We start from the raw sequence: 26,347 nt of genomic DNA, 5'->3' as shown, positions 1-26,347 counted from the left end.
TACATATATGAAAATAGGTGTCCCAAAGGAAATTAAGAACAATGAAAGTAGAGTAGGAATGACTCCTGCAGGTGTTTTTGAACTAACAAAAAACAACCACATAGTGTTTGTGCAATCGACAGCTGGCGACGGAAGTGGTTTTTTTGACGATGACTATCGCAACGTTGGCGCCATTATCGTCAAGTCGATTGAAGAAGTGTACAGCTTGAGCGAAATGATTATCAAAGTAAAAGAACCCATCGCAGAGGAATATCCTTTGATTAAACCACACCATATAGTATTTACTTATTTCCATTTTGCATCAAGCGAAGAGTTAACCGTAGCCATGCTAAAAAGCAAAGCCGTTTGCATCGCTTATGAAACGGTAGAAGATACTGATGGAAGTTTACCTCTTTTAACTCCAATGTCCGAAGTGGCTGGTCGAATGGCTATCCAACAAGGTGCTAAATATTTAGAAAAACCAATCAAAGGTAGAGGCGTTCTACTTGGTGGCGTTCCAGGCGTTCCACCGGGAAGAGTTTTAGTACTCGGAGCAGGTGTTGTTGGCGTTCAAGCCGCAAAAATGGCAGCAGGTTTAGGTGCTCATGTTACTATTTTAGATACTAATATGAAACGTCTTCGCTACGTAAACGATGTGATGCCTTCGCATGTAGTAACCGAGTTTTCAAGCGAGTACAACATTAGACGACACATCAAAGACCACGATTTAATCATTGGTGGCGTTTTAATAAAGGGTTCAAAAGCACCCAAATTGATTACAAAAGAAATGCTAAAAGAAATGCGTCCAGGAACAGTTATCGTAGATGTAGCGGTCGATCAAGGCGGTTGTTTTGAAACGACTGTACCAACTACTCACGAAAACCCAACCTATATTATAGACGATGTAATTCACTATTGCGTTGCCAATATGCCTGGAGCTGTGCCATACACATCTACCATGGCGTTGACCAATGTAACCTTGCCTTATGTGCTGTCCTTGGCCAATTTAGGTTGGGAGAAAGCCTGCGAAAAAGATCCATCACTGGCTAAAGGATTAAATATCATCAACGGAAAATGTGTTTATAAGGAAATCATCGATGCGTTTGATTGGAAAGAAAATCACCGCGTTGGCGAACCAGAAATCGTTTAAAAATCAAAATTAGAGTTACAAAAAATCCCAAACTAGCATATGGTTTGGGATTTTTTTGTAACATTTTTTTATTTCTACGTATAACAGATAAATGTCAACTTGTCATTTGTAAAATTTGGCGTATAATTTGATGATTAATAAATAAATTAAAAAAATAAAGACATGTTAGGATATTATATTTTACTCGGAGCCATCGCTTTAGTAAGCTGGCTGGTAAGTTCAAAACTGAAAAGCAAATTTGAGGAATACTCAAAAATTCACTTAAGAAACGGTATGTCTGGTGCCGAAATCGCAACACAAATGCTCCACGACAACGGCATTTATGACGTAAAAGTAATTTCAACACCAGGACAACTAACCGATCATTACAACCCAACCGACAAAACAGTTAATCTTTCGGAAGCGGTGTATAATCAACGAAATGCTGCCGCTGCCGCAGTAGCTGCTCACGAATGTGGACACGCAGTCCAACACGCAACGGCTTATAGTATGCTACAATTACGCTCGCAATTAGTACCAATCGTAAATGTATCCTCAACACTTTCACAATGGTTAATCTTCGGAGGATTAATACTTGGTGCCGCAGCAGGCTTAGGATTTGGTTTTTACATAGCCGTAATTGGTTTAATTCTAATGGCAGTAGCAACAGCCTTCAGCTTTATCACACTACCAGTAGAATATGACGCAAGTAATAGAGCTTTAGCATGGTTAAAAAATAAAAACATGCTTTCCCAGCAAGAATACGCAGGAGCAGAAGACGCACTAAAATGGGCCGCAAGAACCTATGTTGTAGCCGCAATCGGTGCTTTAGCATCATTACTCTATTGGGCAATGCAAGTTTTTGGAAGCAGAGATTAAATACAAAATCCGTTACGAAAGTAGCGGATTTTTTTATTTAGAAGCGAGTCGTTCGGGCAGTTTCAGGAACAGTAATTCCCGCTTTTCGTTTCAATCTGTCATTGCGAGGAACGAAGCAATGTCATTTTGAAATTTTTGTTGTGCAATGACAGGATTTCCACTTCAATCGGGGCTAAACAGCCAACCATTTACCACCAATAACCGCAAACTGCGACTGTTTACTGCGACTGCAAACTGAACACTACAACTGTATCTGTCTCTCGATCTGCTGTTCCAACGAAATAAACGTTTCCGTTCTCGAAACACCATCAATCGGTTGGATTTTTTTGTTGAGCAACTGCATCAAATGTTCGTTATCTCTACAAATAATTTTGATAAGAATAGACCAATTTCCCGTAGTATAATGACATTCCAACACTTCAGGGATTTTTTTCAACTCACGAACGGCATCCGAATTGCTGGAAGCTTTATCAAGATAAACGCCAATAAACGCCATCGTTTTATAGCCCAAAACTTTGTTGTCAATCACCACTTTAGAACCTGCAATAACGCCAGCATCTTCTAGTTTTCGCAACCTTTGATGAATTGCCGCACCAGAAATACCTATTTTATTAGCAATTTGCAGAATAGGTTTTCGAGCATCTTCCATCAAATCACGAAGAATTTCTTTGTCGATACCATCAATTTCTATTTGTAACTGATTTATTTTCATTTTCAATTAATTTGAAAGTAAAAATATGATTTTTGTTTTAAATAGAAATGAAAAAATTGAAATCGGTTACTGTTATGGTTTGAAACATTAAGAAATTAAGGTTCATTAAGAAAGTTAACAAAAATAAAATTGGAAAATCTTTTAGCCCTGATTGTAGTGGAAATCCTTGCCTTTTTTGGCAAGATTGAAACGGAAAGCAGGAATTACCATCACAGATAATTCCCGAACGATTCACTTCTAATTATAAATTTAATTTCCTAATAATCTATCCGGATTATAACCAACATAAGGCATTTCGGTTTCTTTGAAAATCACACCAAACTCTTCAAGCTCTTTGATGATTGGCAAATAAACTTCTTTGTTGATAGGCAATTGAACGCCTGAAGTTTTAATTTTTCCGTTCAAGATTTGGATGGTTGCCATGGCTACAGGCAAACCTACTGTTTTTGCCATGGCAGTGTAGGTTTGGTCATCGCCAATGCATACCATTTTAGAATCGATTTGCTTTTTCTCACCATTGATTTCATATCCAAACTTGTGATACATTACAATCATGTCTTTGTCTTCTGGTTGCAAAGTCCAGCTATCGTTAAGGATATGTTCTAATATTTGGGCTGGCGAAGCATTTTTTAGTCCAACAATTTTAGTTGGGTTGAATAAATCGAGTTCTAATAATTTATCCCACATGATATCGTCTTGTTCAATGCCAAGTTGCAAACGGGTTTTCATTTCTACACTATCTGTCGGCGAATAAGGCAAAAAGGAATTGATGAAGTCGCGGTAAGTCATGGTTTCTGAGTTTTCCATCACATAAGTGTCATCGGTCATTCCAAGTTGAACAAACATATTCCAAGCTTTTGAATAACCCACGCGACGAATCGTTCCACGGTATAAAGTCAAAATATTGTCTAGTCCATAAACGCTTCTGTATTTTAGTGAATCACGATTAGCATAGGCTTCAAATTTTCCAAAACCTTCGACTTCTAGAAATTCCGTTCTTCGGAAGAGTTTATTATAAGGAATGTATTTGTATTTTCCTTCTTGGATAAATTTTGCTGCGCCACCTTGACCAGCTAAAACTACGTTTCTTGGTGCCCAAGTGAATTTGTAATTCCAAAGATTAGTATCGCTTTCTGGAGCAACTAATCCGCCACAAAACGACTCAAACAAAATCATTTTTCCGCCTTTTTCTTCAATTTCATGGATAACTTTCATCGCACTCATGTGGTCAATTCCTGGGTCAAGACCAATTTCGTTCATAAAAATCAAACCATTTGCTTTCACTTCAGCATCTAAACTTTGCATCGCATCGGAAACATAAGAAGCGGTAACCATGTTTTTCTTGAAAGTAACACAGTCTTTTGCCACATCAATATGCATGTGTGCTGGAAGCATCGAAATGACAATATCAGCCTTTTGAATTTCGCTTTGGCGTTGTTCAACATTATTTATGTCTAATGCAATTGGTGTTGCATTCGGATGATTATTGGTTTTGCGTTGCGCCAATTCTAATGATAAATCACCAATAGTAAGATGAAGATTTTCTTGAGTAGATTTTTCAAGAAGGTATTTTATAAGTGATGATGCTGAACGACCAGCACCAATAATAAGTATATTTCTCATTCGTTTGTTTGTTGTTGTGGCAAATGTATGAATTTGCAGAAACATAAAACCCATTCAATTCGAATGGGTTTTGAAATTATTCTAAATCATTTTCAAGTTGCTCTAATTCTTCGAGTTCTTTTTTAGCTTCTTGTTTGGTTTCTATTTTTTGCTGTTCGAATGTTTGGTCAACGACAACTTCGTCTTTTATTAAAAGTGTTTTCCCAATCACAAAAACAGAACATAAAACGCTAATGGTCAACAACCACTTTGGTATTTTAACTTTATTTCCCTCCGATTTTCTAATAGTTAGTAAACAAAAAGCAATAGCTAGTCCAATGGGTAATAAAGCAATTGTATCCATTGGCATAATAGAAAAAACCAAAGCCAAAAGTGTAAAAACAAAACTTAAAATGAGATATATTTTTTGCATTTTTTAGGTGGTTATTAAATTCCTGTTGCAGATGATAATGCTATTTGTCCTGTTCCTACTGGAATACTAAATTTCATCAATGCAGGAATTTTTTTGTCGTCAGCAGTAAGCCAAATTAAATTTTTATCTTGTCCTTTTAACGCATCGGTTTTGGCACCGATAGAAACTTTATAGCATTCTTTTTTTCCTAAATTACCAGCATTAACAGTTTCTTTTCCGATATATTTTAAGGTCACAGGAATTTCTTTTTCATCAAAAACAATGGTATATGACTTTGTTTGACCGGCTTTATATTTTGAAAAATCAACAGAACGCAATTGATATAAAATTGAAATAGCATCAATGCTTGTTGGTTTGATAGTAAATTTTTTCACCGACTCAGGATAATTTCTTTTTCTAGCCGTACTTGTAACAGTGTTGTTTTTGAAAACATATTTTTCTTTTTTGGTATAACCACCTTCGTCAATGCTTCTTTTGTAAAGAGCAGGTTTCATCGTGATTGGATCAACATAGGTTTCATAAATATCTCTAATTTTAAAAAATTTATCCCATTTACTATAAGTTGCTAACTCACAACTCAAATGAAGATAATTGTTTTTTGAGGTAGAAACATTTTCCGTACTCATAGTTACTTGAGCCAATTGTGTCATTAATCCACTCATATTGTATGAACCCGTATAAACCAATTTTTCTCCTGATTTTATTTTTGAATTTGTAGTAGCTCTAAACGAACATAATAGCAAAATCGATGTTATAACTAAAAATATTTTTTTCATGAGAAGTATTTTATGTGTGCAAATGTAAAATTTTTAAAACGGATAATTTTAAAAAGAAAACTTAAAATTTCTTTAATATCAATACATAACGGGTAAATTTGTGTTTTAGTATTTAAAATTAATAAAATGAACAATAAAATAATAAAAACAGCTATCCTGTTAGGAATGATTGCGATAATTCTTGGCGCATTTGGTGCACATGCATTAAAAAAAGTTTTGAACGTTGAGCAATTAGCTACTTTCGAAACTGGAATAAAATATCAAATGTATCACGCTTTGTTTTTATTGTTCTTAGGATTGAATAACGATATAGTTGAGAAAGCTAAAAAAACTATTTATTGGTTCACTTTATTAGGTATTGTGTTTTTTTCTGGTTCAATATATTTACTTTCTACTATGACATTAACCAATATCAATTTCAAACCAATTGGAATTATAACACCTATTGGAGGAACGATGTTAATTCTTGCTTGGGCACTACTTTTTCTGCAGTTCGTCAAGAAAAAATAACAATTTATCTTTCAACTACAACGTTGTAATAAAATATTTTTACCTTTGCAGTCAATTTAATAATTGCAACACAATACAATTTTATGGAAAATACTGCTCAAATTACGAAATCGATTTCGTTAGAACAATACGGAATTAAAAATGTTCAAGAAATTATTCACAATCCATCCTTTGATTTTTTATATAATGAAGAGTTAAATCCAAGTTTAGAAGGTTATGAAAAAGGTCAATTAACAGAACTTGGAGCAGTAAATGTAATGACAGGTGAATTTACCGGTCGATCGCCTAAAGACAAATACATTGTTAAAGACAGTATCACTGAAAATACCATTTGGTGGAATTCTGATAAAGCAGTAAACGACAACAAACCAATTTCTCAAACTACTTGGAATGCCTTAAAAGAAACAACTGTAAACCAGCTTTCTGGAAAAAGATTGTTTGTTGTTGATGCTTTTTGTGGTGCTAACGAAAACACAAGATTGAAAGTGCGTTTTATTATGGAAGTAGCGTGGCAAGCGCATTTCGTAAAAAACATGTTCATTCGTCCAACAGAAGCCGAACTTGAAAATTTTGGAGAACCAGACTTTATAGTTATGAATGGTTCAAAAACTAGTTTCAAAGATTATGCAGCTCACGGATTAAATTCTGAAGTTTATGTAGCTTTTAATTTAACAGAAAAAGTGCAATTAATTGGCGGAACTTGGTACGGTGGAGAAATGAAAAAAGGGTTGTTCTCAATGATGAATTACTACTTGCCATTACAAGGAATTGCATCAATGCATTGTTCTGCAAATAAAGGAAAAGATGGTGATGTAGCCGTTTTCTTTGGATTATCTGGAACAGGAAAAACTACTCTTTCTACCGATCCAAAAAGAGAATTAATTGGTGACGATGAACACGGTTGGGATAATGATGGCGTTTTTAACTTTGAAGGCGGATGTTATGCAAAAACCATCGATTTAAGTGCAGCAAACGAACCCGATATTTTTGGTGCCATTAAAAAAGACGCTTTACTTGAAAATGTAACTGTTGATGCCAATGGAATTATCGATTTTAAAGACGGTTCTGTAACTCAAAATACGCGTGTTTCTTATCCGATAGAGCATATTCATAATATTGTTAAGCCAGTTTCTAAAGCTGGTCATGCTACTAAAGTTATTTTCTTAACAGCAGACGCATTTGGAGTTATGCCACCAGTTTCTAAATTAACTCCAGAACAAACTAAATACTATTTCCTTTCAGGCTTTACGGCTAAATTAGCAGGAACAGAAAGAGGAGTAACCGAACCACAACCAACATTCTCTGCTTGTTTCGGAAAAGCATTTTTATCACTTCATCCAACAAAATATGGTGAAGAATTGGTGAAAAAAATGGAGCAACACAACGCAACAGCTTATATGGTAAACACAGGTTGGAACGGAACAGGAAAACGTATTTCAATAAAAGATACGCGCGCCATCATTGACGCGATTCTTGATGGTTCCATAGAAAAAGCTGAAACTAAAATGATACCTACATTCAATTTTGAAGTTCCAACTTCTTTACACGATGTAAATCCAGCGATTTTAGATCCAAGAGATACGTATGCAAATGCTTCGGAATGGAATGAAAAAGCTACTAATTTAGCTGGATTATTCATTAAAAATTTCGTTCAATACACCGATAATTCCGAAGGGCAGAATTTAGTAAATGCTGGTCCGCAATTATAGAATAACAAACAAACTAAGCCAAAACGAAAAAGCCACTCAATTTGAATGGCTTTTTTTATTTTGTATAAATTAAAATCTATTTTCCTTTATTTGCTTCAGCTACATATTTCTCTAAAGCCATTGTCATTGAAGGTGTATCTGGAGTTGGAGCAAGAATATCAATTCGCAATCCGTGTTCCAAAGCTTCTTTTTGAGTTGTACTTCCAAAAACAGCTATTCGAGTGTTATTTTGTTTAAAATCTGGGAAATTTTTAAATAATGATTTAATTCCAGTTGGACTAAAAAACGCTAAAACATCATAATATACATCTGCCAAATCAGACAAATCACTCATCACAGTTTTGTAAAAAGTAGCTTGTGTCCAATTTACTTTCAAGTTATTTAGTGTTTGCGGAATGTCAAAATTTAATTGGTCAGAAGCAGGAAGCAAAAACTTCTCGTCTTTATATTTTTTGATTAATGGAGATAAATCAACAAAATCTTTTTGACCAACATATATTTTACGCTTTCTATAAACTACATATTTCTGCAAGTAAAATGCAATAGCTTCCGACTGACAAAAATATTTTAAGTCTTCAGGAACTTTATATCGCATTTCTTCTGCAACTCTAAAAAAATGATCTACAGAATTTCTACTCGTTAAAATGATAGCGCTGAAATTGTTGAGGTCAATTTTTTGAGCTCTTATATCCTTAGCATTAACTCCTTCTACATGAATGAATGAGCGGAAATCAACTTTCACCTTATGCTTTTGTTGTAACTCAAAATAAGGAGAATTCTCTACTTTTGGTTCTGGTTGAGAAACCAAAATTGTTTTCACTTTTAAATTTGACATTGTAGTGTGCTAAATTTTTGTAATCAAATAATATATGAAATAATACGGCGCTATTTCAAGTGCGCAAAGATACAAAATAAAATAAAACAAGTTGCCAACAACTAAATTTTGATAAATTCGCAAAGAAATCAAATAAGTTAACAGGTTTATTATTAAAATTACAACAATAATGCAATAAATTAAAACATCTGATGCGTTATTGTAAAATAAATAAATATTCACAGGAAGCAATAGCATCCCGATAAAAGTTCGGTAGCTAACTTTTTGTAAATTAAACTGCTCTGCAAACTCTTCAATTGTGAAAGTAGTGGCAATGATTTTTTCGATTAGAAATTTTGAAAGGACAAATACGCCAAAAAAAGTAAAAATCCTTAAGTAACTAATCCAATCATATTTTGAAATATATCCAAAATGATCTAAAATTATTTGGATAAAAAAGGAAAACGAAACTACTTGAACCAAAAACAATAGAATAGTAAAACCACTCATCAAGTGTGAAGTGTCTTTGTAAACTTTAATGTATTTATCGGAAACTAAAATCCTTAAAAAATCATTGAAACGAGTTTCAAAGGCAGTTTTTGTAATGGCTATTAAGCAAAAAGAAAAAACAAACAAAAAGGTTGCCCAATCTTTTGGCTCTATAATTCGCGGGTTTAAAATCATTTCAATCATCGTTGCAAAATTACGATTTTTTTATTTTCTAAATTATTATAAAATTATTAAGAAACTACACTGATAAAAACAGTATTTTTGCCCTGAAAATTGAACTAAAATATGAATTGCGGTATAGTAATTATTCCAACCTATAACGAAATAGAAAACATAGAAAGCATTATTCGTGCCGTGTTTTCACTCGAAAAAACATTTCACGTTCTTATTGTTGATGATAATTCTCCTGACAAAACATATCAGAAGGTTTCCGAATTGCAGCACGAATTTCCTGACAAATTATTTCTCGAAGTGCGAATGAAAAAAGCGGGATTAGGAACGGCTTATGTTCATGGTTTCAAATGGGCTTTGGAAAAAAAGTATGAGTATATTTTTGAAATGGATGCTGATTTTTCACATAATCCAAACGATTTAGAACGACTTTATGATGCTTGCGCAAAAGATGGTGCAGATTTGGCAGTTGGTTCTCGATATGTTACTGGAGTTAATGTTGTAAATTGGCCATTGAGCAGGGTTTTACTGTCCTATTTTGCTTCGGTTTATGTTCGAATGATAACCGGAATGAAGATAATGGACGCAACTGCTGGATTTATTTGCTACAAAAAGCAAGTATTGGAAACCATTAATTTAGACAGAATAAAATTCATTGGTTACGCCTTTCAAATTGAAATGAAATACAGGGCTTTTGCCAAAAAATTCAATATTAAGGAAGTTCCGGTCATCTTTACCGATAGAACAAAAGGACAATCCAAAATGAGTGGAGCTATTATAAAGGAAGCTGTTTTTGGAGTTTTGTCGCTGCGAATTAAAAAGTTTTTTAATCGATTATAAAAAATAAAAATGAATACGGTTTTAATTAAAAATGCCAAAATTGTAAACGAAGGGAAAATACTTGAAGGCGACGTTTTGATTGAAAATGAATTCATCGTCGAAATTGCTGAAAGTATAAGTCCAAAATCGCCTAATTGTAAAATTATTGATGCCGAAGGGAATTATTTAATTCCTGGTGCAATTGATGATCAAGTACATTTTCGTGAACCAGGGTTAACTCATAAAGGAACAATCGAAACAGAAAGTCGTGCTGCCGTTGCTGGAGGAATAACTTCGTTTATCGAACAGCCAAATACGGTTCCAAATGCTGTCACACAAGAACTTTTAGAAGAAAAATATCAAATTGCGGCTCAAACTTCCTATGCGAATTATTCGTTTATGATGGGCGGAACCAATGATAATCTTGAAGAACTTTTAAAAACTAATCCAAAAAACGTTGCTGGGATAAAATTATTTTTAGGTTCGTCAACTGGAAATATGTTGGTTGATAATCAAGAAACTTTAGAGAAAATTTTCTCCTCTACAAAAATGCTAATTGCAGTTCACTGCGAAGATGAAACGACAATAAAAAATAATTTAGAAAAATACAAAGCTGAGTTTGGTGACGATATTCCCGTTACAGCACATCATTTAATTAGAAGCGAAGAAGCTTGTTATCTTTCCTCATCAAAAGCAATTGAATTAGCAAAAAAGACAGGAGCAAGATTGCACGTTTTTCATCTTTCTACAGCTAAAGAAATGGAACTTTTTACCAATAAAATTCCATTAGAAGAAAAACAAATTACCGCCGAAGTGTGTATTCATCATCTTTGGTTTACCGATGAAGACTATAAAACCAAAGGCAATTTTATAAAATGGAATCCTGCAGTAAAAACTGCAAATGACCGAAAAGTTTTGTGGGAAGCATTGCTCGATGATAGAATTGACGTTATTGCCACTGATCATGCGCCACATACTTTGGAAGAAAAACAGCAAAGTTATTTGAAAGCTCCATCTGGCGGACCATTGGTTCAACATGCTGTAGTTGCGATGTTTGAAACGTTTCACCAAGGGAAAATTTCTGTCGAGAAAATCGTAGAAAAAATGTGTCACAATCCAGCGAAGATTTTTAAAATTGAAAAAAGAGGTTTTATCAAAGAAGGATTTTATGCCGATTTAGTTATTGTGAATGCTGGTTTGCCATGGAATGTTAAGAAAGAAAATATTTTAGCAAAATGTGGTTGGTCGCCATTTGAAGGCTATAATTTTAAGTCGAGAATATCGCATACTTTTGTAAATGGCGAATTGGTTTACCAAAATTTTAAAGTAAAAGATAAAAAAGTTGGAAAGCGATTGCTTTTTGAAAGATAAAAATAATAGCGATGAAAAAAATAGTTCTTTTATGTTTGGTTTTCTTGACGATTAGTTGTCAAGATTCTGCAATTGAAAAGCCTTCAGATTTGATTGAAAAAGATAAAATGACAGCTATTTTATATGATTTGACATTGTTAGAAGCGGTTAAAAGTCAGAATATTAAAGGAGGGATTTCACAAGAAGAAATCAATCAATATATTTTCAAAAAGCATAAAATCAATAAAAAACAGTTTGTTGCTAGTAATAAATTTTACGCTTCAGACGTAGAAGATTATAAAAAAATGTTTGAAGAAATAAAAGAAAAATTAGATGAAGAAAATAAAAAAGTAACTGGAAAGCCATTGACAACAGGGAATGATACTCAAAATTCTGATACGCCAACCGTTTATTAACTTTTTTTACTCAAAAGTATAATTTCATTCAAAACTGAATCTATACTTTGAAACTCAAAATTCAATCCCGAAATTTCGGGATTTTTTATTTTTTCATTAGCAATAATTTCATTTGAATGTAATGAATTAGCGCTGTATTTTGTAATTTTTCTTTTGGTTCTAAAAACAGCAGCAACTAACCAATCCAATCGCCAAGCTAATGAAGTCATCCAAGGTTTGACTTCAAAAGTTGGTTTTTTGACTTTTAGTTTGTCTGCAATTTTGAAAATGATTTCTTCAAAAGATACGTTTTCGGATACTAATGAAAATCGTTCACCAGAAACGTCACTATTCATAAGCAAATGCATCGCTTTTACTACATCAAAAACGCCAACAAATCCTGTTGAACCTTTTGTGTAGAAAGGAAAACCTTTTTTAATTTTAGTGAAAAATGCACCGCTGCCATCTGTCCAAAGCATTGAGCCAAATATCACTCCTGGATTGACAATCACTACTTGCAAACCTTCTTGTTGTCCGCGCCAAACTTCCATTTCGGCGCCATATTTTGTTATTGCATAATCGCTGTGAGCTATCTCGGGATTCCATTCGATTTCTTCGGTGAGAATAGTTTCCGTTTCTTTCAAATCGCCAAGAGCTGCAATGGAACTGACATGACAAAGTTTTTCGATTTTTTTATCGATACAAAAATTTACAATATTGGCTGTTCCTTCAATATTTACTTTTCGCAGGAGGTTTTCGTCTTTTGGATTAAACGAAATATGAGCAGCACAATGATAGACGTATTTTATATTTTTAAAAGCAATTTCTAATGATGAAATGTCTAAAATATCTGCTTCAATCCAATTGATTTTTGAAAAAAGTGCTGGTTTTTGATAGTGAGCAAATAGAGTTTTTGTCTTTTCAATCTTTTTTGGATTTCTGTAAATGGCAACTATAGTTTCTTCATTTTCTGCTAAAAGAAGTAATAAATGTGCTCCAACTAAACCTGTTCCGCCTGTGACTAAAATCATTTTGTAAAGATAAGTTTTAAGAAATAAGTTTAAAAGGTTATAGTTTAAAAGTTTAAAAGGAATTGGTTTAAAAATACTGTTTTCTTAGTAAGACAAATACTATTTAGCCCTGATTGAAGTGGAAATCCTTTTTATTGTTTTGAAAACAAGCATCTCGACTGCGCTCGATGTGACAAAACAATAAAAAGATTGAAACGGAAAGCAGGAAAATGGATAACTGAAAATGCCCAAGCGATTCGCTCAACATAATTAATTTTTGATATTGAAATTGCTATTGTCATTGGTTTTTGAATTGTTATCTTTGCGTAAATTATAGATTTAAAATGAAGAATTTAGTAGAAGAATTGCAATGGCGTGGCTTGGTTCATGATATCATGCCTGGAACGGAAGAACAACTTTTAAAGGAAATGACAACGACGTATATTGGGTTTGATCCAACGAGCGATTCATTGCATATTGGGAGTTTGGTTCCGATAATTCTTTTAGTTCATTTGGAGAAATTTGGGCATAAACCTATTGCTTTGGTTGGTGGCGCAACGGGAATGATTGGCGATCCATCGGGAAAAAGTGATGAAAGAAATTTGCTGGATGAAGCTACTTTGGATAAAAATGTGGCTGGAATTAAAGCGGTTTTGTCGCGATTTTTGGATTTTAATTCTACGGCTGCGAATGCTCCGATTTTGGTTAATAACTATGATTGGATGAAGGATTTTTCGTTTATCAACTTTGCACGTGATGTGGGAAAACGTATTACTGTAAACTATATGATGGCAAAGGATTCTGTGAAGAAAAGATTAAGTGCTGAAGGCGAAGGAATGAGTTTCACGGAGTTTACCTATCAATTAATTCAAGGTTATGATTTTCATCATTTGTATAAAGCGCATAATTGTTTGCTGCAAATGGGTGGAAGCGATCAATGGGGAAATATCACAACTGGAACGGAATTGGTTCGTAGAATGAACGGCGAAGGAGCAAAAGCGTATGCGATGACTTGTCCGTTGATAACTAAAGCGGATGGTTCTAAATTTGGAAAATCCGAAGGCGGAAATGTTTGGTTAACTGCGGATAAAACTTCGGTGTATAAATTCTACCAATTTTGGTTGAATACAACTGATGTTGATGCAGAGAAATACATTAAGATTTTTACGTTTTTGGATAAAGACACGATTGATAGTTTAGTTGCTGAACATCAAACGGCACCGCATTTGAGAGTTTTACAAAAGCGTTTGGCGGAAGAAATCACCACTTTTGTTCATGGAAAAGAAGAGTTGGAGAAAGCAGTTTTTGCTTCGAGTGCTTTTTTTAGTCCAACGATGGATGATTTAAAAAAATTGGATGTTGCTACTTTTTTAGAGGTTTTTGATGGTGTTCCACAAGCTGAGGTTTCAACTGATGATTTGAACGAAGGTTTGGATATGATTGCAGCGCTTTCGGCTAAAACAGGTTTCTTGGCTTCTAATAGTGACGCAAGACGTGAATTGCAACAGAATTCAATTTCGTTAAATAAAGAAAAAATAGCAGCAGATTATAAAATTACAGCATCTGATTTAATTCACAATCAGTTTGTAATGTTGCAAAAAGGAAAGAAAAATTATTACTTGATAAAAGTGGTTTAATACAAAAAGGAGCAAATTTTGCTCCTTTTTTATTCTCTAAAATTGATTTCAACTTTATTGGAAGTAAACCAACCTTTGATAAAGTTTTTGTCTTTTAGGATTTCGTTTTTTTCTTTTTCAGAGAATTTTGAAAGCAATTCTTCTTTCATCAGATTGATATGCAATTCAAAAAAATGTGGTTCTTTTTCGTCAATGTAATATTCCATAACATCGTTTTTGAAATAACGGTTTTTATCCCAACGGAATGTTGTTGAATATTCTCGGGTTTCGTTGGGTTTCATTTCTAGGATGTTTTTGATAGTGTTGGCTTTGTTTTCTTTAACTAATTCTTCCAAAGTTTTATTTTTTACAACTTCAGATAAAGAGTCTTGGTATTTTTTAAAATCTTCTTCGTTTTTAAAAGTTCTAGTTTCTTTTCTTCTAGTAAAAAGACTGTTCATATCGATTGATGTTTCATTTTCATAAATTTTATAATACGGTTTTGGTCGCATTGAACCACCACTTATTGGTATTAAATCTTCAGGGTTTAAAATAAAATTAATGGTTTTGTCTGTTTTGTTTGTAATTGAATATTTTATAGTAAATGTTCTTTCTTCTTGAGTTTCGTCATAAGAAGTTAAACTATCAATCCTTATTTCAACAGGTTTTTGTCCGAATAAAAATGAGGAATAAAGTAATATAAAAAACAGTTTTATCCTCATGGAATTAATCTTTAAATTCAATTTTCATTTTGTTGGAAGTGAATTGTCCGCTAATAAAATTTGGGTTTTCTTTGATTTTTTGCAAATCTTCTTTTGTGAGTTGGTCTTGAAATAAATTGGTTTTCAGGTCGAGAATTAGTTCAATTTCGATAGTGTTATTTTGGTCGAGATAAAACTCTAAATCATCGTTTTTAATATATCGGTTTTTGTCCCAAAGTGTTTTTATAGTGAATGTTTTGGTTTCGTTTGGCTTCAAAAAAACAATATTGTTGAGCAAACGCAGTCTGTAATAAATCCATTGTAAATCATTACTTTCACCACCATTCTCTTTGTATTTTTTATAATTATCCATTGCTATTGTGCCTTGAGTTATTTGGATTTTTTTCAAGAGATTTTTGGCTTCTTCAGATTCTTTGTTTTCTATTTTTGAATATTCTAAATCGTCTTCGGTTTCATATTCAAAAAATGGTCCGTCCATGTTTTCAAAAACACCGTTTTGATACATTTTGTAAACCGGAAATAACGTTAGAGAACTAGCCGAATTAGCAATTAATGCATTTGGAATAAGAAAAAACAAAAGTTCGTTTGCGGTTTTATTTTCTATTTGATAATTGATTTGGTATTCCGTTGCTGAGTTGTGAACTGGAAAAGTTGCAATAGAATTGATTTTAACTTCCAACTTCGGATTTTGGGCGAAAATAGAAAAAGAGCAAAGAAATAAAAAAATAGAAATTCGCATAAACTTACATTAAATACTAAGATAACGTAAAAATATGGATTTTATTATATCACCATCAAATTGCAACCTCGAATATCGGAATTGTCAAAACGTCCTAAAATTTCAAAGGAATTGTTGTTGTATTTTTTGCCTAAATCTTGTGTAGCGATAAACGAGCATGAATTGATATTAGCTAAATCGATGACGTTTATACCGCCAGTTTTTCCGAAATCGACATAAGTTAATGCATCTTCTGTGTCGCGAACTAGGATTTGCATCCATGATGGGCATTCAAAAATTCCGTTACCCAATGAATACGCTTGTGATAATAATTCGGTCATACCATATTCAGAATGAATGTTGGAAACGCCAAAACCTTTACTTAAAATGGAATGCAATTCTTCTCGGATGATTTCTTTGCGTTTGCCTTTCATTCCTCCAGTTTCCATGATAATGGTGTTTTTTAACTGAAAGTTTTGCTTTTCTATTAAATCTAATAAAGCATAGGTTACACCAATTAAAATTACGTTTTGACCTGATGAATCGAGTTCAATTAGTTTGGTAATTAATTCATCATAATTGTGAAGATAGAAACCGCTGTGTTCGTTGTTGGACAATTCGATTAAATCTTTAACCATATAAATCAAGGACGAACCGCTGCGTTCCAAATAGGATGGAAGCAAAGCCAAAACGGTATAATCTTCAATGTTTCCATAGAATTCTGAGAAAGCCAATCGATAGCTTTGTTCGTAAAGCGAAACATCAGTAACGAGATGTTTGCTAGTAATCATTCCGGTTGTTCCGCTGCTAGTGAAAGTTTCTTGGATAGCTTCAGTTGCAGAAATTACATCATGACTTTTAAAAAACTGTATGGGCAAAAACGGAATTTTCTCTATTGATTTTACTTTTTGAACATCGGTATTTAGAAAATCACAAAACTCACGATAGACTTTGTTGTTTTCGTGTTGGTGACGAAAAACCTTTAAAGCTATTTTTTCAAATTGCTTTTGACTTGAAATCGTGAATATGTCTTGACTTGAAATCAATTTTTTTTTGCAAAAGTAATGAAAATAAAAAAGCCCTAACTTTCGTTAGAGCTTTTAATGTTATCAAAAATGGGATTATCTAACCACTAATTTTCTAGTAGCCGTTTTTCCTTCTTCAGAAATTTTAACTACATAAACACCAGCGTTTAATTCGCTAACATTGATTTCATTTTCAGAAGAAATAGTATTTAAAACTTGTTTTCCTAACACATCAAAAACAGTAACTGTTCTTTCTGCATTAGCAGCAGTTTCGATGAATAATTTACCGTTAGCAACTGGGTTTGGATATAATTTTAATCCAGTGATTTCATTTTGAGAAGTTCCTAAAGTAAAGTTAGGGGTTACATCTACTCTTAGTTCGTCAATGATCATTGTTGGAGTTCTGTTTCCTTCATCTTGTCTGAAGATTAAACCAGCAATGCTACTATATGCAGCAGCAGGAACAACAGCCAATGTTGGAGAAGAAGTTCCGCCAATTGTTGGGTTGATAGTTAACGTTAAAATATTGTTTGTAAAATCATATCCTAAAACTACATACTGAATATCGTTTACATTATATAATGTAGTATCCCAATCTGATGGTGCTGAAGTTGTACCTAAACCATATTGATATTGAGTACCATTTTTTCTTATCCAAACTCTACCATTTGTTGTAGCTCCAGAATTATCAGTAAAAACAGCAAAATAAGTATTAACAGTTAAGTCAGTAGATGTAATATTTGATAAGTCTGTAACAGTAGCTATAAAAGAAGCATAAACTGTACCTGTTGTAGTGTTTGTAAATGGAGTTCTTGATTCTGCTCCTGAACCTCCAAAAGTGATTGAATTTCCAGTAGAAGTAATTCCAGTATAACTTAAGCTTCCTGAATTGATAGTAATATTATCACCAGAATTTACTGCTGTCCATTTTTGCTCAGCATTTAATGAGCCTCCAACTGTATATGGGAATGGTTCGCTATATGGTAAAGTATTTACTGGTTTACATTCTGGGGAATTTGCATTAGTACTTAGATTACATGTTCCACCAATAATAGTTGCTGAAAAATTTGTTCCTTCTGCTACTCCACTAATTACTATATTTCCAGCTGCAACAGTTGAAGGATTGTCTCCACCAACAGTTCCAGAATTTGGAGTAATAACATACGTTGCGTTTCCACCACCAGTATATGGAATTGTTATATCGTATGTGTCAGTTCCTAGAGTTGATGCATTGCAAGCTGTTGTTGGTGTTCCAAGAGCAAGTGTACAAGAAGCAGAAACACTGCTTAATTTAATATCATCTATTCTCATTCCACTTCCTGTTGCTGGAGCTGTGAATTTGAAAGAAAGTGTTGCAGAAGATGGGATAACACCGCCACTTATAGTTACTAAATTCCAAGCAGTTGTTGTGTTATTTGTGAATGTTAGTGGATTCCATGTTGTACCATCTGTTGAATATTCTACTACCATTTGAGCAGCTACAGTGGTAGTAGTGTATCCAAATGATAATTGTAAATCTGCAGAAGAATAGGCAGAAGAGTCTAAACCGTCAATTTGGAAAAATCTACCTCCAACTGCTGCAAAAAACACATTTCTTCCTCCACTTGCTCCATTGTATGTAGTTGATGCTCCAGATGATCTTGTATCAGCATCACCAGAATAAACAATTGGTGTCGAGTTTTGGAAAACATTAGTTGCAATGGATAAGGTTCCTGTTGCAGTTCCCATGTTTTCAGAATAGAATGTCTGTGCAAAAGTCACAGATGTCATTACCAAAAATAATAAAGAGTAAATTTTTTTCATTTTTTTAAATTTAATTAGCCCACAAATATAAGCACAAAAAAACTTTAGTGAAAATAAAAAACGTAAAAAAAAGGTTAAAAAACGATTAAGAATGAGAAATCAACTATCTGACAATTAGTTTTCTAGTTACTGTGGTTTCTTCTTCTTTGATTTTGATGATATAAACTCCTGTAGGAATTGAGCTGATGTTTAATTCTTTGGTTGTGGTAGTGGTTTGTAGCACTTTTTTACCAAGAACATCAAAAATCATGATTTCTTTTTCCAAACTTGTCTTTGAAGTAATGTATATTTTACCATTACTCACTGGGTTTGGATAGAAACCTAAGCCATCATTTTGTTGTGGCTTTCCTTCTTGAGCCATTGCTGAGAAAGAAAACAAACAAAAAAGTAAAGTAATATTAAAGTAGTTTTTTGCCATGACAAAAATTTGGTTGTTACAAATATAGAAAATATATTTCAAATATTATACCAAAAAAAACGCCTTCGTATTAGGAAGGCGTTTTTTATGAAATAATTAAGTAAATCTTATAAATTTTTAACCCAAGTACCAGTTGTAAATGGTGCAGTATTTGCTCCAGTTGCACCTGCATTAACAGTTACAATTGAGTCAATGTTTGTTGTGTCACCAGAGATTCCATTTCTAGTTAATGCAGTGATGAAAGAAATATTTGCATTAGTTATTTTTAATGAAGCATCTTGGAATTGTCCTAGTTGATTTCTTAAATCAACTCCATAACCAACATTAGTAACTTTTACATTAGAAATGTTTCCAGCTGTTCCTTCTTTGAAATTAAATGCTGCTTTTGTTGCATTACCAGAACCTTCAATTGTTACATTACTTACATTTGGATTTGCTCTTGGAGTACGGTTAAATTCAACAGGAAGATTAGAACATTCGAACGCAAAATCACCATTTGAAGGTTGCTTAATCCAGATATTGCTTAAAGTTCCTCTGTAACCTCTATCCCAGTCGATATTGTCATCTTCACAACCAAATGCAACTAAATTTGTAGCATTTACTGTGCCACCAAAGAATTCAAATGCATCATCAGCACCTTTGTAAGCTTGTAGGTTTTCTAAAGTTGTTCCAGTTCCTAATCCAAAGAAAGAGAATGCATTATATTCCGCTGTTCCACCAGTAATAGCAGCACCAGCATACTCAACTCTAACATATTTTAATGAACCTGAGCTATCAGCATCATTAGTACCACCATAACTTAAACCACCAGCTTCAGCAATTTCTGTACCACCAGCTACGTTTATACTTGCTCTACCATTCATAATTATTCCACCCCAAGCTCCAATTTGTTGTGACTGTGCTGTGAAAATAATAGGCTGAGATGAAGTACCATTAGCTATAATTTTTGCTCCTTGTTCAATTTGTAAATAATTTGTTCCAGCAGTTTGATCAGCAGTAGTTACAGTGAAAGTTGTTCCTGGCTGAATAGTTAAAGTTGCTCCTGATTTTACTGTTACAACTCCCTTCAAGCTATAGCTTCCAGCTGGAACGTTTAAATCAGTTGTTATGTTTCCTTGTAAAACAGAACCTTCAAGGTTTGGAACATTTGTACCACTATCATCATCTGATGAACATCCAATAGCAAAAGTTAATGCAAATAATGCAACTAGTTTTAATAAATTTGTTTTCATTCTTTTTGTGTTATATTGTTTTGACAAAAGTAATTTTAGACTTTCCAAAAGAGGTTAATCAAAAGTTATTTAACGGTTATCGGATAATCAATTATTTGTAAATTAAATGTTATCAAATAAAAAACGAGAGAACAAATGCTCTCTCGTTTTAATAATCAGCTAAATAAAATATTTTAGAATGTATATGAGAATTCTAGCCCAACAGAAATCCCTTGATTTAATTGTCTACTGATGTTGCTGTATTGATCTGGAAAAGCTAAAGCTCTTGTAGCATCTTGTGTTACAATAATTTCACTATCAAGAAGGTTTCTCAATGTTAAGTTTACTTGATAATTTTTATTAAATGTATTTCTCCAAGTAAAGTCAAGTCTATCAATTGGTTGTTCAATAAAATCAGCGGCACCAGAGTTTCCTACACCATAAATTCTATCACTAAATGTGTTAAAAATCAATGTTGCTCTGGATTCCGTTTTTTCAGTTTTAACAACATCATAAGAAAGGTCCGCATTGATAATGAAATCTGATGCACCTTGCAACGATCTTGAAGTTGAAGTTAACTGAGGGAATTTTGATGCGTCTGCTTTTTCGTTTGATTTCATTAAGATGGTGTTTAATCCTAAAGTTGTTTTTTCTGCAATTATATTATCTGGAAAAAGTAAATCAAAACTAAAAGTTGTTTCTAATTCTAATCCATATAAAGTAGCTTCGTCAAAGTTTGCATAATTTTCTAGGAAACCTGTTGAAGTTCCTTCTACTAATCTAGATATTGGATCTTGTATGTATTTACCAAAAACTGTAGCTGAAAAAGTAGCATTGTTTTTTGGGAAATATTCTATCTTGAAATCAGCATTATAATTTTGTGTGTTTTTAATATCAGGATTTCCAAGTGTAAAGTTTCCATCACCATCTTGGTATCTAAAAGGTAATATTTCACGAACTCTTGGTTTTGTAGATGTTTTAGAAGCTGTGAAACGAAGATTTGTTTTGTCGTTTACTAAATACTTAGCATTTAAAACTGGACTAAAATCAATTGGATCATACGTTTTTGTTTTAAATGGTGAGTTAACTGAACTTGTTTCCTCTCTATATTTAGTTTCTCTGAACATATATTCTATTCTAACACCGAAATCTAATGTTAATTTTGACCAATTCTTTGCAAAATTGATAAATCCTGCATTTGTAAATTGATTAATATCTACTTTATAAGTAGGATCTGGAGTGCTTGCGTAAAATAAATGACCAGCATCAAAATTAGTATCAAAAAACACTTGTGGGAAGTTAGTGTTTAATGCTGTTTCTGTTAAACTTGGATTTGCATTTAATCGAATTGTTCTGTTGAAGAAATTAAATGTAGTCATATCACCAGCATATCCAAATCGAACTACATTTTTATATTTTCCATCAGTTTCTTCTCCAAACTTTATTTCATACTCAACTTTTCCATTAGCGTTTACATTATCTAAAATTGAGTAAAATCGGAATGGGTTAACGCCATTAAATGTTACAAAGTTGGCATCGTCTTCAACCCCTTCTGTGATGAGAATTTTACGGTCTGGCATATTATTTTTACCTAAAGTAGCTGCAATACCATACTCTAGTGTGTGTTTTTTATCTTTAAAATAAATAGTTCCTATTTGTTGAAATCCTATAGAAGAATTTTCTAAATATTTTGTGTCTCTTAAGAAAAATGGTTTGTCAATTGTAATAAAATCAGTATTCTCTCCTGCAAATTCACGGATTTCATTTTCGGAATTTTGAATGTAAATTAAATTGAATAAGAAATTATATTTATTTGATTTTTTCAAATTAATACTTGCTAAAGCAGATTTTTGTGTTGTGTAATTCCATCTGTTTAAATCAAAATCTTTAAAAGCTGTTCCTTCTGAATTAATATTTCTTCTTACACCACTTTGGTTTTGGTAATTATTATTAAAATTTATATTAAAAATATAACCGATTTTTCTATCATTTTCTAAGTCGAAAGAATCTGAATTGGTAATACTAGTTCCAAAACTTAATGGAGCTGTAGTTCTGTCAGGTGTCCAAGAGGCATTAAATAAATCTTTTGACTCGCTTGGACTTGCTTGATAACCTAAAGCGACATTTTCTCCATAAACATTAGGCAAGTTTCTTTTCTCACCAGTGTATCCAAAGAAATTACCACTTCCTTCATCTGAGGTTTTAAAATCTTTGAAACTTGCTAATGAGTTGAATCCCGTTGATAAACTAACTTTTGTAAATGGTTTTGAACTAATATCTTTTGTCCAAATATTTATTGATGCACCAGCAAAATCTTGATACAAACCAGTATTAAATGTTTTAAATACATCTATGTTTCTAACAATATCCGTTGGTATAAAACTTAAAGGAATTGTTTTTAAATTTGGATCAGAAGGAATAAAGTTTAAACCGTTTATTTGCATGTAGTTATATCTATCGTCTAATCCACGGATAAAAATTCCACGGTCTTCAACTTTAGAAACTCCAGAAATCTTTGAAACACCTTGTTCAACAGTAGAAACTCCTTTTCTCGACATTTCTTGTGCTCCAATACTTTGTTTAATTTCTACAGCATTTTTCTGTTCTAATAAAAGAGCTGTTTCTTTCTCGCGACTAGTATTGTTTTGTATCACAACATCTTGAAGCGTGTAACTTCCAGAACCAATTGATTTATTTACAATAATGGTTTCGTTTTCTTTTACAATTACTTTTTCGGTAGCGTTTTCATAACCTAAAAAACTGAATTCTAAAATATATTCTCCAGGAACAATAGCAATACTGTAACCTCCGTTTTCATCGGTATTGACAGCTATATTTTGACCTTTAACAACTACATTTGCAAAAGGTAATGGTTCGTTGTTCAAATCTTTATCGGTAATAACACCTTTGATGGTTCCTTTTGTTTGTGCTAAACCAACTAAAGTAAATAATAAAGTGATAACAATTAGTTTAAGTCTCATTTTGTTGTGTTTTATTTTGGCGCAAAGGAACTACTCCAATGTAAAGACCACGTTACTCACTTATTAGTTTTTTGTTGCCAAAAGATTACCAAATTGTTATGATATTAAATTATGGTTAACTCAGCATTTCATTTACTTAAGATTTTGTATTATATTTACTTTTGCGTATCTATTTCTAAAAGAGGTTCAACCCATGAAAAAAAAAGACATTACAATTTTATTAGTCGATGATGAGCAAGATATACTCGAAATTGTTGGCTATAATCTTGAGCAAGAAGGATACCAAATAATTACTGCTTCAGACGGTAAAGAAGCTGTGGCTAAGGCAAAAAAGCACTTGCCACAACTTATTATTATGGATGTCATGATGCCCGAAATGGACGGAATGGAAGCTTGTGAAAACATTAGAAAACTTCCAGAACTTAGTAATGTTATCATCACTTTTTTAACTGCGCGAAGTGAAGATTATTCGCAAGTAGCAGGTTTTGACGCTGGCGCAGATGATTATATTACAAAGCCAATCAAACCAAAATTATTGGTTAGTAAAGTAAAAGCATTGTTAAGAAGACTAAAAAGTGAAGAAAAATCTTCTGAAACTTTAAACGTAGCTGGAATAGAAATCAATCGCGAAGAATACAAAATTGTAAAAGACGGAAGAGAAATCATTTTGCCTCGAAAAGAATTTGAACTTTTCTATTTATTAGCTTCAAAACCAGGAAAAGTATTCAAGCGTGAAGAAATTTTAGATAAAGTTTGGGGTAATGAAGTTATCGTTGGTGGTAGAACAATTGATGTACATATTCGTAAATTGCGCGAAAAAATAGACGAAGAATTATTCAAAACCATCAAAGGTGTTGGCTACAAACTAGAAGGATAAAATGGCAATAAAATTTAAGAAAACATATCGGTTTGCATTAGTTTCATCCGTTTATATTACTATTTTTTCAGCAGGTTTTCTTGGATTATTATTGTGGTTTTTTAATAAATTTTCTGCTTCAATTTGTTTGGTTTTTGCTGTTTCAATCGCAACATTTTCATTCTTCGTTATTCAATATCGAGTAGAACGTTTCATATACAGAAGAGTAAAAAAGATCTATGATGATGTTTCGCTTCTCGAGTCGACTTCGTTTAGAAACCAACCGATAACTACCGATATGGCAACCTTGACAAAACAAGTTAAGAAGTTTGCTACAGATAAAAAACTTGAAATCGAAACCTTAAAAGTTCGTGAAGAATACCGTAGAGAATTTATGGGAAATGTTTCTCACGAATTAAAAACACCACTTTTTACAGTTCAAGGCTATCTTTCTACTTTGCTCGATGGTGCTTTAGACGATAAAAAAGTTAGAAAAAAATATTTAGAAAGAGCAGAAAAAGGTGTCGAACGGCTCATTTATATCGTAGAAGATTTAGACATGATTGCTAAACTTGAAATGGGCGATGTCAATTTAGAACTATCTCGTTTTGATATAGTTGAATTGGTTCAAAATGTTTTCGATATGCTCGAAATGAGTGCCGATAAAAAAAACATCATTCTTATGTTTGATGTAAAATACAACAAAGCCATAAAAGTTTTTGCCGACAAAGAAAAAATACAGCAGGTAGTAACTAATCTTGTTATGAATTCCATTAAATACGGAAAAGAAAATGGAACAACCGAAGTAACTATAGAGGATTTAGTCGACAGCAAATTGATTATTCGTATTCGAGATAATGGCGAAGGAATTGAAAAACAATACATTCCAAGACTTTTTGAACGGTTTTTTAGAGTGGATAAAAGTGGAGCAAGAAGTGAAGGTGGTTCTGGACTTGGACTTTCAATAGTAAAGCATATTATTGAAGCTCACGGCGAAAAAATTTATGTAGAAAGCGAATTCGGAAAAGGTTCAGAATTCTCATTCACGCTCGAAAAGCACTAATAATTGTTTCCAGTTTATTTGTTCTTTAACTTTTGGAAAACCACTATATAGTTGGATTTCTTCTAATTTTTCAATCTTAAAATCTTCTTGTTTTGAATAAGGAATCATGCCGTGTCTTTTTAATCTTTTGGCTAAATATTCTTGCTCAAATTGTCCAGGAGTTGGAATAAAAAAAGCTTTTTTGTCCAATTTTACCAAATCCATTATAGTTGTATAACCAGATCGGCATAAGATAGTTGAACTTTCGTTAAAAGCAATTTCCAATTCTCCAGAAGTCATAAAATTGTAAAAAGTCACATTGTTTACAATTTCTATTTTTTGATTTTCTTCAATTTTTCCATTTATGAATACTACGTTACCGTTATAATTTTGAACTTGAATTTTTAGTTGTTCTTCTAGCAAAGTGCGCTGAGGTTCAGGACCAGAAAGCAAGACCATTAAATCATATTTTTTTGGAAGTTCTTTTTGTTCCAAACGACTAAGTATTCCGATGTATTTTAGATTGAGAGAAGTAGATTTCAAATGACCAAGTTTCCCAGTGAAATTAGTTGTTTTGTCAAAATCTGGAACCCAACATTCATTAAAATTACCAATAAAATGTTGATGTAATTTACTTGAAATCCAAGTTGTTTTCCCCGATAAAACAGTCAGTTGATGCGTAATGATAACACTTGGAATTTTTTTATTGTAAACGCCCAATCGATTGTCGGAAATAATTCCATACAAATCATATTCCTTCATCCATTTTTTTATAATTTTCTTCTCTTCCAAAATTGCATTTATAGTTTTTGGACTGTTTTTAATCAATTTCCATTTAAAATTTTCAGCTTTTTTAGCATATTCAATATGATAAGAAGGCAATTCTAAATGAATCAAATTGGGAAATTCTTTTTTTAACAATGCCAAAGCACTTCCATCGGATGCAATTATTGGTGTAAATCCGTTTTTTTGCAATTCTCTAATTATTGGAATACAACGAGTTGCATGACCTAAACCCCAATTTAAAGGAGCGACAAGAATATTTTTTTTATTTTGAGCGAATGATTCGGGCATTTTTGCTATCCGTTTTCCCGCTTTCCGTTTCAATCTGTCATTGTGAGGAAAGAAGCAATCTCATTAACAATTGCAGAACAATG

General features: G+C 32.8%; 25 protein-coding genes. 10 read left to right on the top strand and 15 right to left on the bottom strand.

Translation table 11 applies throughout. The features are described from left to right. Positions 1–7 precede the first annotated feature (7 nt). Positions 8–1,129: an alanine dehydrogenase gene (ald, locus tag BC748_RS09595; protein ID WP_133533272.1), complete on the top strand. Its 1,122-nt coding sequence runs from the start codon at positions 8–10 to the stop codon at positions 1,127–1,129. Between the two features lie 162 nt (positions 1,130–1,291). Continuing rightward, positions 1,292–1,987 (top strand): zinc metallopeptidase, encoded by a 696-nt coding sequence (locus BC748_RS09590; protein ID WP_133533271.1) that lies wholly within the window; start codon positions 1,292–1,294, stop codon positions 1,985–1,987. 241 nt (positions 1,988–2,228) lie between these two features. Here the strand turns inward: BC748_RS09590 and BC748_RS09585 are convergent, their stop codons facing one another. The 4 genes from BC748_RS09585 to BC748_RS09570 all read right to left on the bottom strand — a co-directional run bounded on the left by BC748_RS09585 (position 2,229) and on the right by BC748_RS09570 (position 5,510). Continuing rightward, complete coding sequence (locus BC748_RS09585) at positions 2,229–2,699, bottom strand: Lrp/AsnC family transcriptional regulator (RefSeq protein WP_133533270.1); 471 nt, start codon at positions 2,697–2,699, stop codon at positions 2,229–2,231. A gap of 249 nt (positions 2,700–2,948) precedes the next feature. Beyond that, a complete protein-coding gene (locus BC748_RS09580; protein WP_133533269.1) occupies positions 2,949–4,322 on the bottom strand; it encodes a saccharopine dehydrogenase family protein in 1,374 nt (457 codons plus the stop codon). 76 nt (positions 4,323–4,398) lie between these two features. Then, the gene (locus BC748_RS09575; protein ID WP_133533268.1) at positions 4,399–4,734 is read right to left on the bottom strand and encodes a hypothetical protein; all 336 of its coding nucleotides are present in this window, start codon (positions 4,732–4,734) and stop codon (positions 4,399–4,401) included. Positions 4,735–4,748: 14 nt separating this feature from the next. Beyond that, positions 4,749–5,510, bottom strand: coding sequence for a DUF3108 domain-containing protein (locus BC748_RS09570; RefSeq protein WP_133533267.1), 762 nt, complete (start codon positions 5,508–5,510; stop codon positions 4,749–4,751). A gap of 126 nt (positions 5,511–5,636) precedes the next feature. Here BC748_RS09570 and BC748_RS09565 point away from each other — a divergent pair, with 126 nt between their 5' ends. Together BC748_RS09565 and pckA are read left to right on the top strand one after the other, a co-directional pair. After that, positions 5,637–6,020: a DUF423 domain-containing protein gene (locus tag BC748_RS09565; RefSeq protein ID WP_133533266.1), complete on the top strand. Its 384-nt coding sequence runs from the start codon at positions 5,637–5,639 to the stop codon at positions 6,018–6,020. An 83-nt stretch (positions 6,021–6,103) separates the two neighbouring features. Next, a complete protein-coding gene (gene pckA, locus BC748_RS09560; RefSeq protein WP_133533265.1) occupies positions 6,104–7,729 on the top strand; it encodes a phosphoenolpyruvate carboxykinase (ATP) in 1,626 nt (541 codons plus the stop codon). A 76-nt stretch (positions 7,730–7,805) separates the two neighbouring features. Here the strand turns inward: pckA and BC748_RS09555 are convergent, their stop codons facing one another. Beyond that, the gene (locus BC748_RS09555; RefSeq protein WP_133533264.1) at positions 7,806–8,564 is read right to left on the bottom strand and encodes a uroporphyrinogen-III synthase; all 759 of its coding nucleotides are present in this window, start codon (positions 8,562–8,564) and stop codon (positions 7,806–7,808) included. A gap of 9 nt (positions 8,565–8,573) precedes the next feature. After that, the gene (locus BC748_RS09550; RefSeq protein ID WP_342772717.1) at positions 8,574–9,227 is read right to left on the bottom strand and encodes a DUF4271 domain-containing protein; all 654 of its coding nucleotides are present in this window, start codon (positions 9,225–9,227) and stop codon (positions 8,574–8,576) included. 111 nt (positions 9,228–9,338) lie between these two features. Between BC748_RS09550 and BC748_RS09545 the strand changes: the two genes are divergently transcribed. The 3 genes from BC748_RS09545 to BC748_RS09535 are packed head-to-tail and all read left to right on the top strand — an operon-like array spanning position 9,339 to position 11,809. Next, positions 9,339–10,064 (top strand): polyprenol monophosphomannose synthase, encoded by a 726-nt coding sequence (locus BC748_RS09545; RefSeq protein WP_133533262.1) that lies wholly within the window; start codon positions 9,339–9,341, stop codon positions 10,062–10,064. A gap of 9 nt (positions 10,065–10,073) precedes the next feature. Further along, entirely contained in the window at positions 10,074–11,414 is a 1,341-nt protein-coding gene (locus BC748_RS09540) for a dihydroorotase (RefSeq protein ID WP_133533261.1), read from the top strand. Between the two features lie 11 nt (positions 11,415–11,425). After that, positions 11,426–11,809: a DUF4296 domain-containing protein gene (locus BC748_RS09535; protein WP_133533260.1), complete on the top strand. Its 384-nt coding sequence runs from the start codon at positions 11,426–11,428 to the stop codon at positions 11,807–11,809. Here the strand turns inward: BC748_RS09535 and BC748_RS09530 are convergent. Continuing rightward, positions 11,806–12,819, bottom strand: a complete 1,014-nt coding sequence (locus BC748_RS09530; protein WP_133533259.1) for an NAD-dependent epimerase/dehydratase family protein — start codon at positions 12,817–12,819, stop codon at positions 11,806–11,808. The genes BC748_RS09535 and BC748_RS09530 overlap by 4 nt on opposite strands. Positions 12,820–13,142: 323 nt before the next feature. Between BC748_RS09530 and tyrS the strand changes: the two genes are divergently transcribed. Next, positions 13,143–14,435, top strand: a complete 1,293-nt coding sequence (tyrS, locus tag BC748_RS09525; RefSeq protein WP_133533258.1) for a tyrosine--tRNA ligase — start codon at positions 13,143–13,145, stop codon at positions 14,433–14,435. Between the two features lie 29 nt (positions 14,436–14,464). Here the strand turns inward: tyrS and BC748_RS09520 are convergent, their stop codons facing one another. The 7 genes from BC748_RS09520 to BC748_RS09490 all read right to left on the bottom strand — a co-directional run bounded on the left by BC748_RS09520 (position 14,465) and on the right by BC748_RS09490 (position 23,292). Beyond that, positions 14,465–15,136 carry a hypothetical protein gene (locus tag BC748_RS09520; RefSeq protein ID WP_133533257.1) on the bottom strand — a complete coding sequence of 224 codons (672 nt, stop codon included), beginning with the start codon at positions 15,134–15,136 and terminating at the stop codon, positions 14,465–14,467. A 4-nt stretch (positions 15,137–15,140) separates the two neighbouring features. Then, a complete protein-coding gene (locus BC748_RS09515) occupies positions 15,141–15,815 on the bottom strand; it encodes a hypothetical protein (protein WP_133533256.1) in 675 nt (224 codons plus the stop codon). Positions 15,816–15,919: 104 nt separating this feature from the next. Next, on the bottom strand, positions 15,920–16,900 hold the full coding sequence (locus tag BC748_RS09510) for a LuxE/PaaK family acyltransferase (RefSeq protein WP_133533255.1): 981 nt from the start codon (positions 16,898–16,900) through the stop codon (positions 15,920–15,922). A 75-nt stretch (positions 16,901–16,975) separates the two neighbouring features. Further along, entirely contained in the window at positions 16,976–18,682 is a 1,707-nt protein-coding gene (locus BC748_RS09505; RefSeq protein ID WP_133533254.1) for a T9SS type A sorting domain-containing protein, read from the bottom strand. A 103-nt stretch (positions 18,683–18,785) separates the two neighbouring features. Continuing rightward, entirely contained in the window at positions 18,786–19,100 is a 315-nt protein-coding gene (locus BC748_RS09500; RefSeq protein WP_133533253.1) for a T9SS type A sorting domain-containing protein, read from the bottom strand. Positions 19,101–19,207: 107 nt separating this feature from the next. Further along, positions 19,208–20,332, bottom strand: a complete 1,125-nt coding sequence (locus BC748_RS09495) for a hypothetical protein (RefSeq protein ID WP_133533252.1) — start codon at positions 20,330–20,332, stop codon at positions 19,208–19,210. 173 nt (positions 20,333–20,505) lie between these two features. Further along, complete coding sequence (locus BC748_RS09490) at positions 20,506–23,292, bottom strand: TonB-dependent receptor (RefSeq protein WP_133533251.1); 2,787 nt, start codon at positions 23,290–23,292, stop codon at positions 20,506–20,508. Between the two features lie 193 nt (positions 23,293–23,485). Between BC748_RS09490 and BC748_RS09485 the strand changes: the two genes are divergently transcribed. Together BC748_RS09485 and BC748_RS09480 are read left to right on the top strand one after the other, a co-directional pair. After that, positions 23,486–24,169, top strand: a complete 684-nt coding sequence (locus tag BC748_RS09485; RefSeq protein ID WP_133533250.1) for a response regulator transcription factor — start codon at positions 23,486–23,488, stop codon at positions 24,167–24,169. Position 24,170: 1 nt separating this feature from the next. Then, the gene (locus tag BC748_RS09480; protein WP_133533249.1) at positions 24,171–25,211 is read left to right on the top strand and encodes a sensor histidine kinase; all 1,041 of its coding nucleotides are present in this window, start codon (positions 24,171–24,173) and stop codon (positions 25,209–25,211) included. Here BC748_RS09480 and BC748_RS09475 read toward each other — a convergent pair. After that, the gene (locus BC748_RS09475) at positions 25,188–26,264 is read right to left on the bottom strand and encodes a glycosyltransferase (RefSeq protein WP_133533248.1); all 1,077 of its coding nucleotides are present in this window, start codon (positions 26,262–26,264) and stop codon (positions 25,188–25,190) included. The genes BC748_RS09480 and BC748_RS09475 overlap by 24 nt on opposite strands. Between the last annotated feature and the right edge of the window lie 83 nt (positions 26,265–26,347).

This window comes from Flavobacterium dankookense (assembly GCF_004362665.1).
In the GTDB taxonomy this organism is placed as follows: Bacteria; Bacteroidota; Bacteroidia; order Flavobacteriales; family Flavobacteriaceae; genus Flavobacterium; species Flavobacterium dankookense.
This window is presented reverse-complemented; position numbering and strand designations above follow the sequence as displayed.

Bases quoted from the DNA above. Each gene is read 5' to 3' on its own strand.
- ald (WP_133533272.1), top strand. From the start codon at position 8: ATGAAAATAGGTGTCCCAAAGGAAATTAAGAACAATGAAAGTAGAGTA.
- BC748_RS09590 (WP_133533271.1), top strand. From the start codon at position 1,292: ATGTTAGGATATTATATTTTACTCGGAGCCATCGCTTTAGTAAGCTGG.
- BC748_RS09585 (WP_133533270.1), bottom strand. From the start codon at position 2,699: ATGAAAATAAATCAGTTACAAATAGAAATTGATGGTATCGACAAAGAA.
- BC748_RS09580 (WP_133533269.1), bottom strand. From the start codon at position 4,322: ATGAGAAATATACTTATTATTGGTGCTGGTCGTTCAGCATCATCACTT.
- BC748_RS09575 (WP_133533268.1), bottom strand. From the start codon at position 4,734: ATGCAAAAAATATATCTCATTTTAAGTTTTGTTTTTACACTTTTGGCT.
- BC748_RS09570 (WP_133533267.1), bottom strand. From the start codon at position 5,510: ATGAAAAAAATATTTTTAGTTATAACATCGATTTTGCTATTATGTTCG.
- BC748_RS09565 (WP_133533266.1), top strand. From the start codon at position 5,637: ATGAACAATAAAATAATAAAAACAGCTATCCTGTTAGGAATGATTGCG.
- pckA (WP_133533265.1), top strand. From the start codon at position 6,104: ATGGAAAATACTGCTCAAATTACGAAATCGATTTCGTTAGAACAATAC.
- BC748_RS09555 (WP_133533264.1), bottom strand. From the start codon at position 8,564: ATGTCAAATTTAAAAGTGAAAACAATTTTGGTTTCTCAACCAGAACCA.
- BC748_RS09550 (WP_342772717.1), bottom strand. From the start codon at position 9,227: ATGATTTTAAACCCGCGAATTATAGAGCCAAAAGATTGGGCAACCTTT.
- BC748_RS09545 (WP_133533262.1), top strand. From the start codon at position 9,339: ATGAATTGCGGTATAGTAATTATTCCAACCTATAACGAAATAGAAAAC.
- BC748_RS09540 (WP_133533261.1), top strand. From the start codon at position 10,074: ATGAATACGGTTTTAATTAAAAATGCCAAAATTGTAAACGAAGGGAAA.
- BC748_RS09535 (WP_133533260.1), top strand. From the start codon at position 11,426: ATGAAAAAAATAGTTCTTTTATGTTTGGTTTTCTTGACGATTAGTTGT.
- BC748_RS09530 (WP_133533259.1), bottom strand. From the start codon at position 12,819: ATGATTTTAGTCACAGGCGGAACAGGTTTAGTTGGAGCACATTTATTA.
- tyrS (WP_133533258.1), top strand. From the start codon at position 13,143: ATGAAGAATTTAGTAGAAGAATTGCAATGGCGTGGCTTGGTTCATGAT.
- BC748_RS09520 (WP_133533257.1), bottom strand. From the start codon at position 15,136: ATGAGGATAAAACTGTTTTTTATATTACTTTATTCCTCATTTTTATTC.
- BC748_RS09505 (WP_133533254.1), bottom strand. From the start codon at position 18,682: ATGAAAAAAATTTACTCTTTATTATTTTTGGTAATGACATCTGTGACT.
- BC748_RS09500 (WP_133533253.1), bottom strand. From the start codon at position 19,100: ATGGCAAAAAACTACTTTAATATTACTTTACTTTTTTGTTTGTTTTCT.
- BC748_RS09495 (WP_133533252.1), bottom strand. From the start codon at position 20,332: ATGAAAACAAATTTATTAAAACTAGTTGCATTATTTGCATTAACTTTT.
- BC748_RS09490 (WP_133533251.1), bottom strand. From the start codon at position 23,292: ATGAGACTTAAACTAATTGTTATCACTTTATTATTTACTTTAGTTGGT.
- BC748_RS09485 (WP_133533250.1), top strand. From the start codon at position 23,486: ATGAAAAAAAAAGACATTACAATTTTATTAGTCGATGATGAGCAAGAT.
- BC748_RS09480 (WP_133533249.1), top strand. From the start codon at position 24,171: ATGGCAATAAAATTTAAGAAAACATATCGGTTTGCATTAGTTTCATCC.
- BC748_RS09475 (WP_133533248.1), bottom strand. From the start codon at position 26,264: ATGCCCGAATCATTCGCTCAAAATAAAAAAAATATTCTTGTCGCTCCT.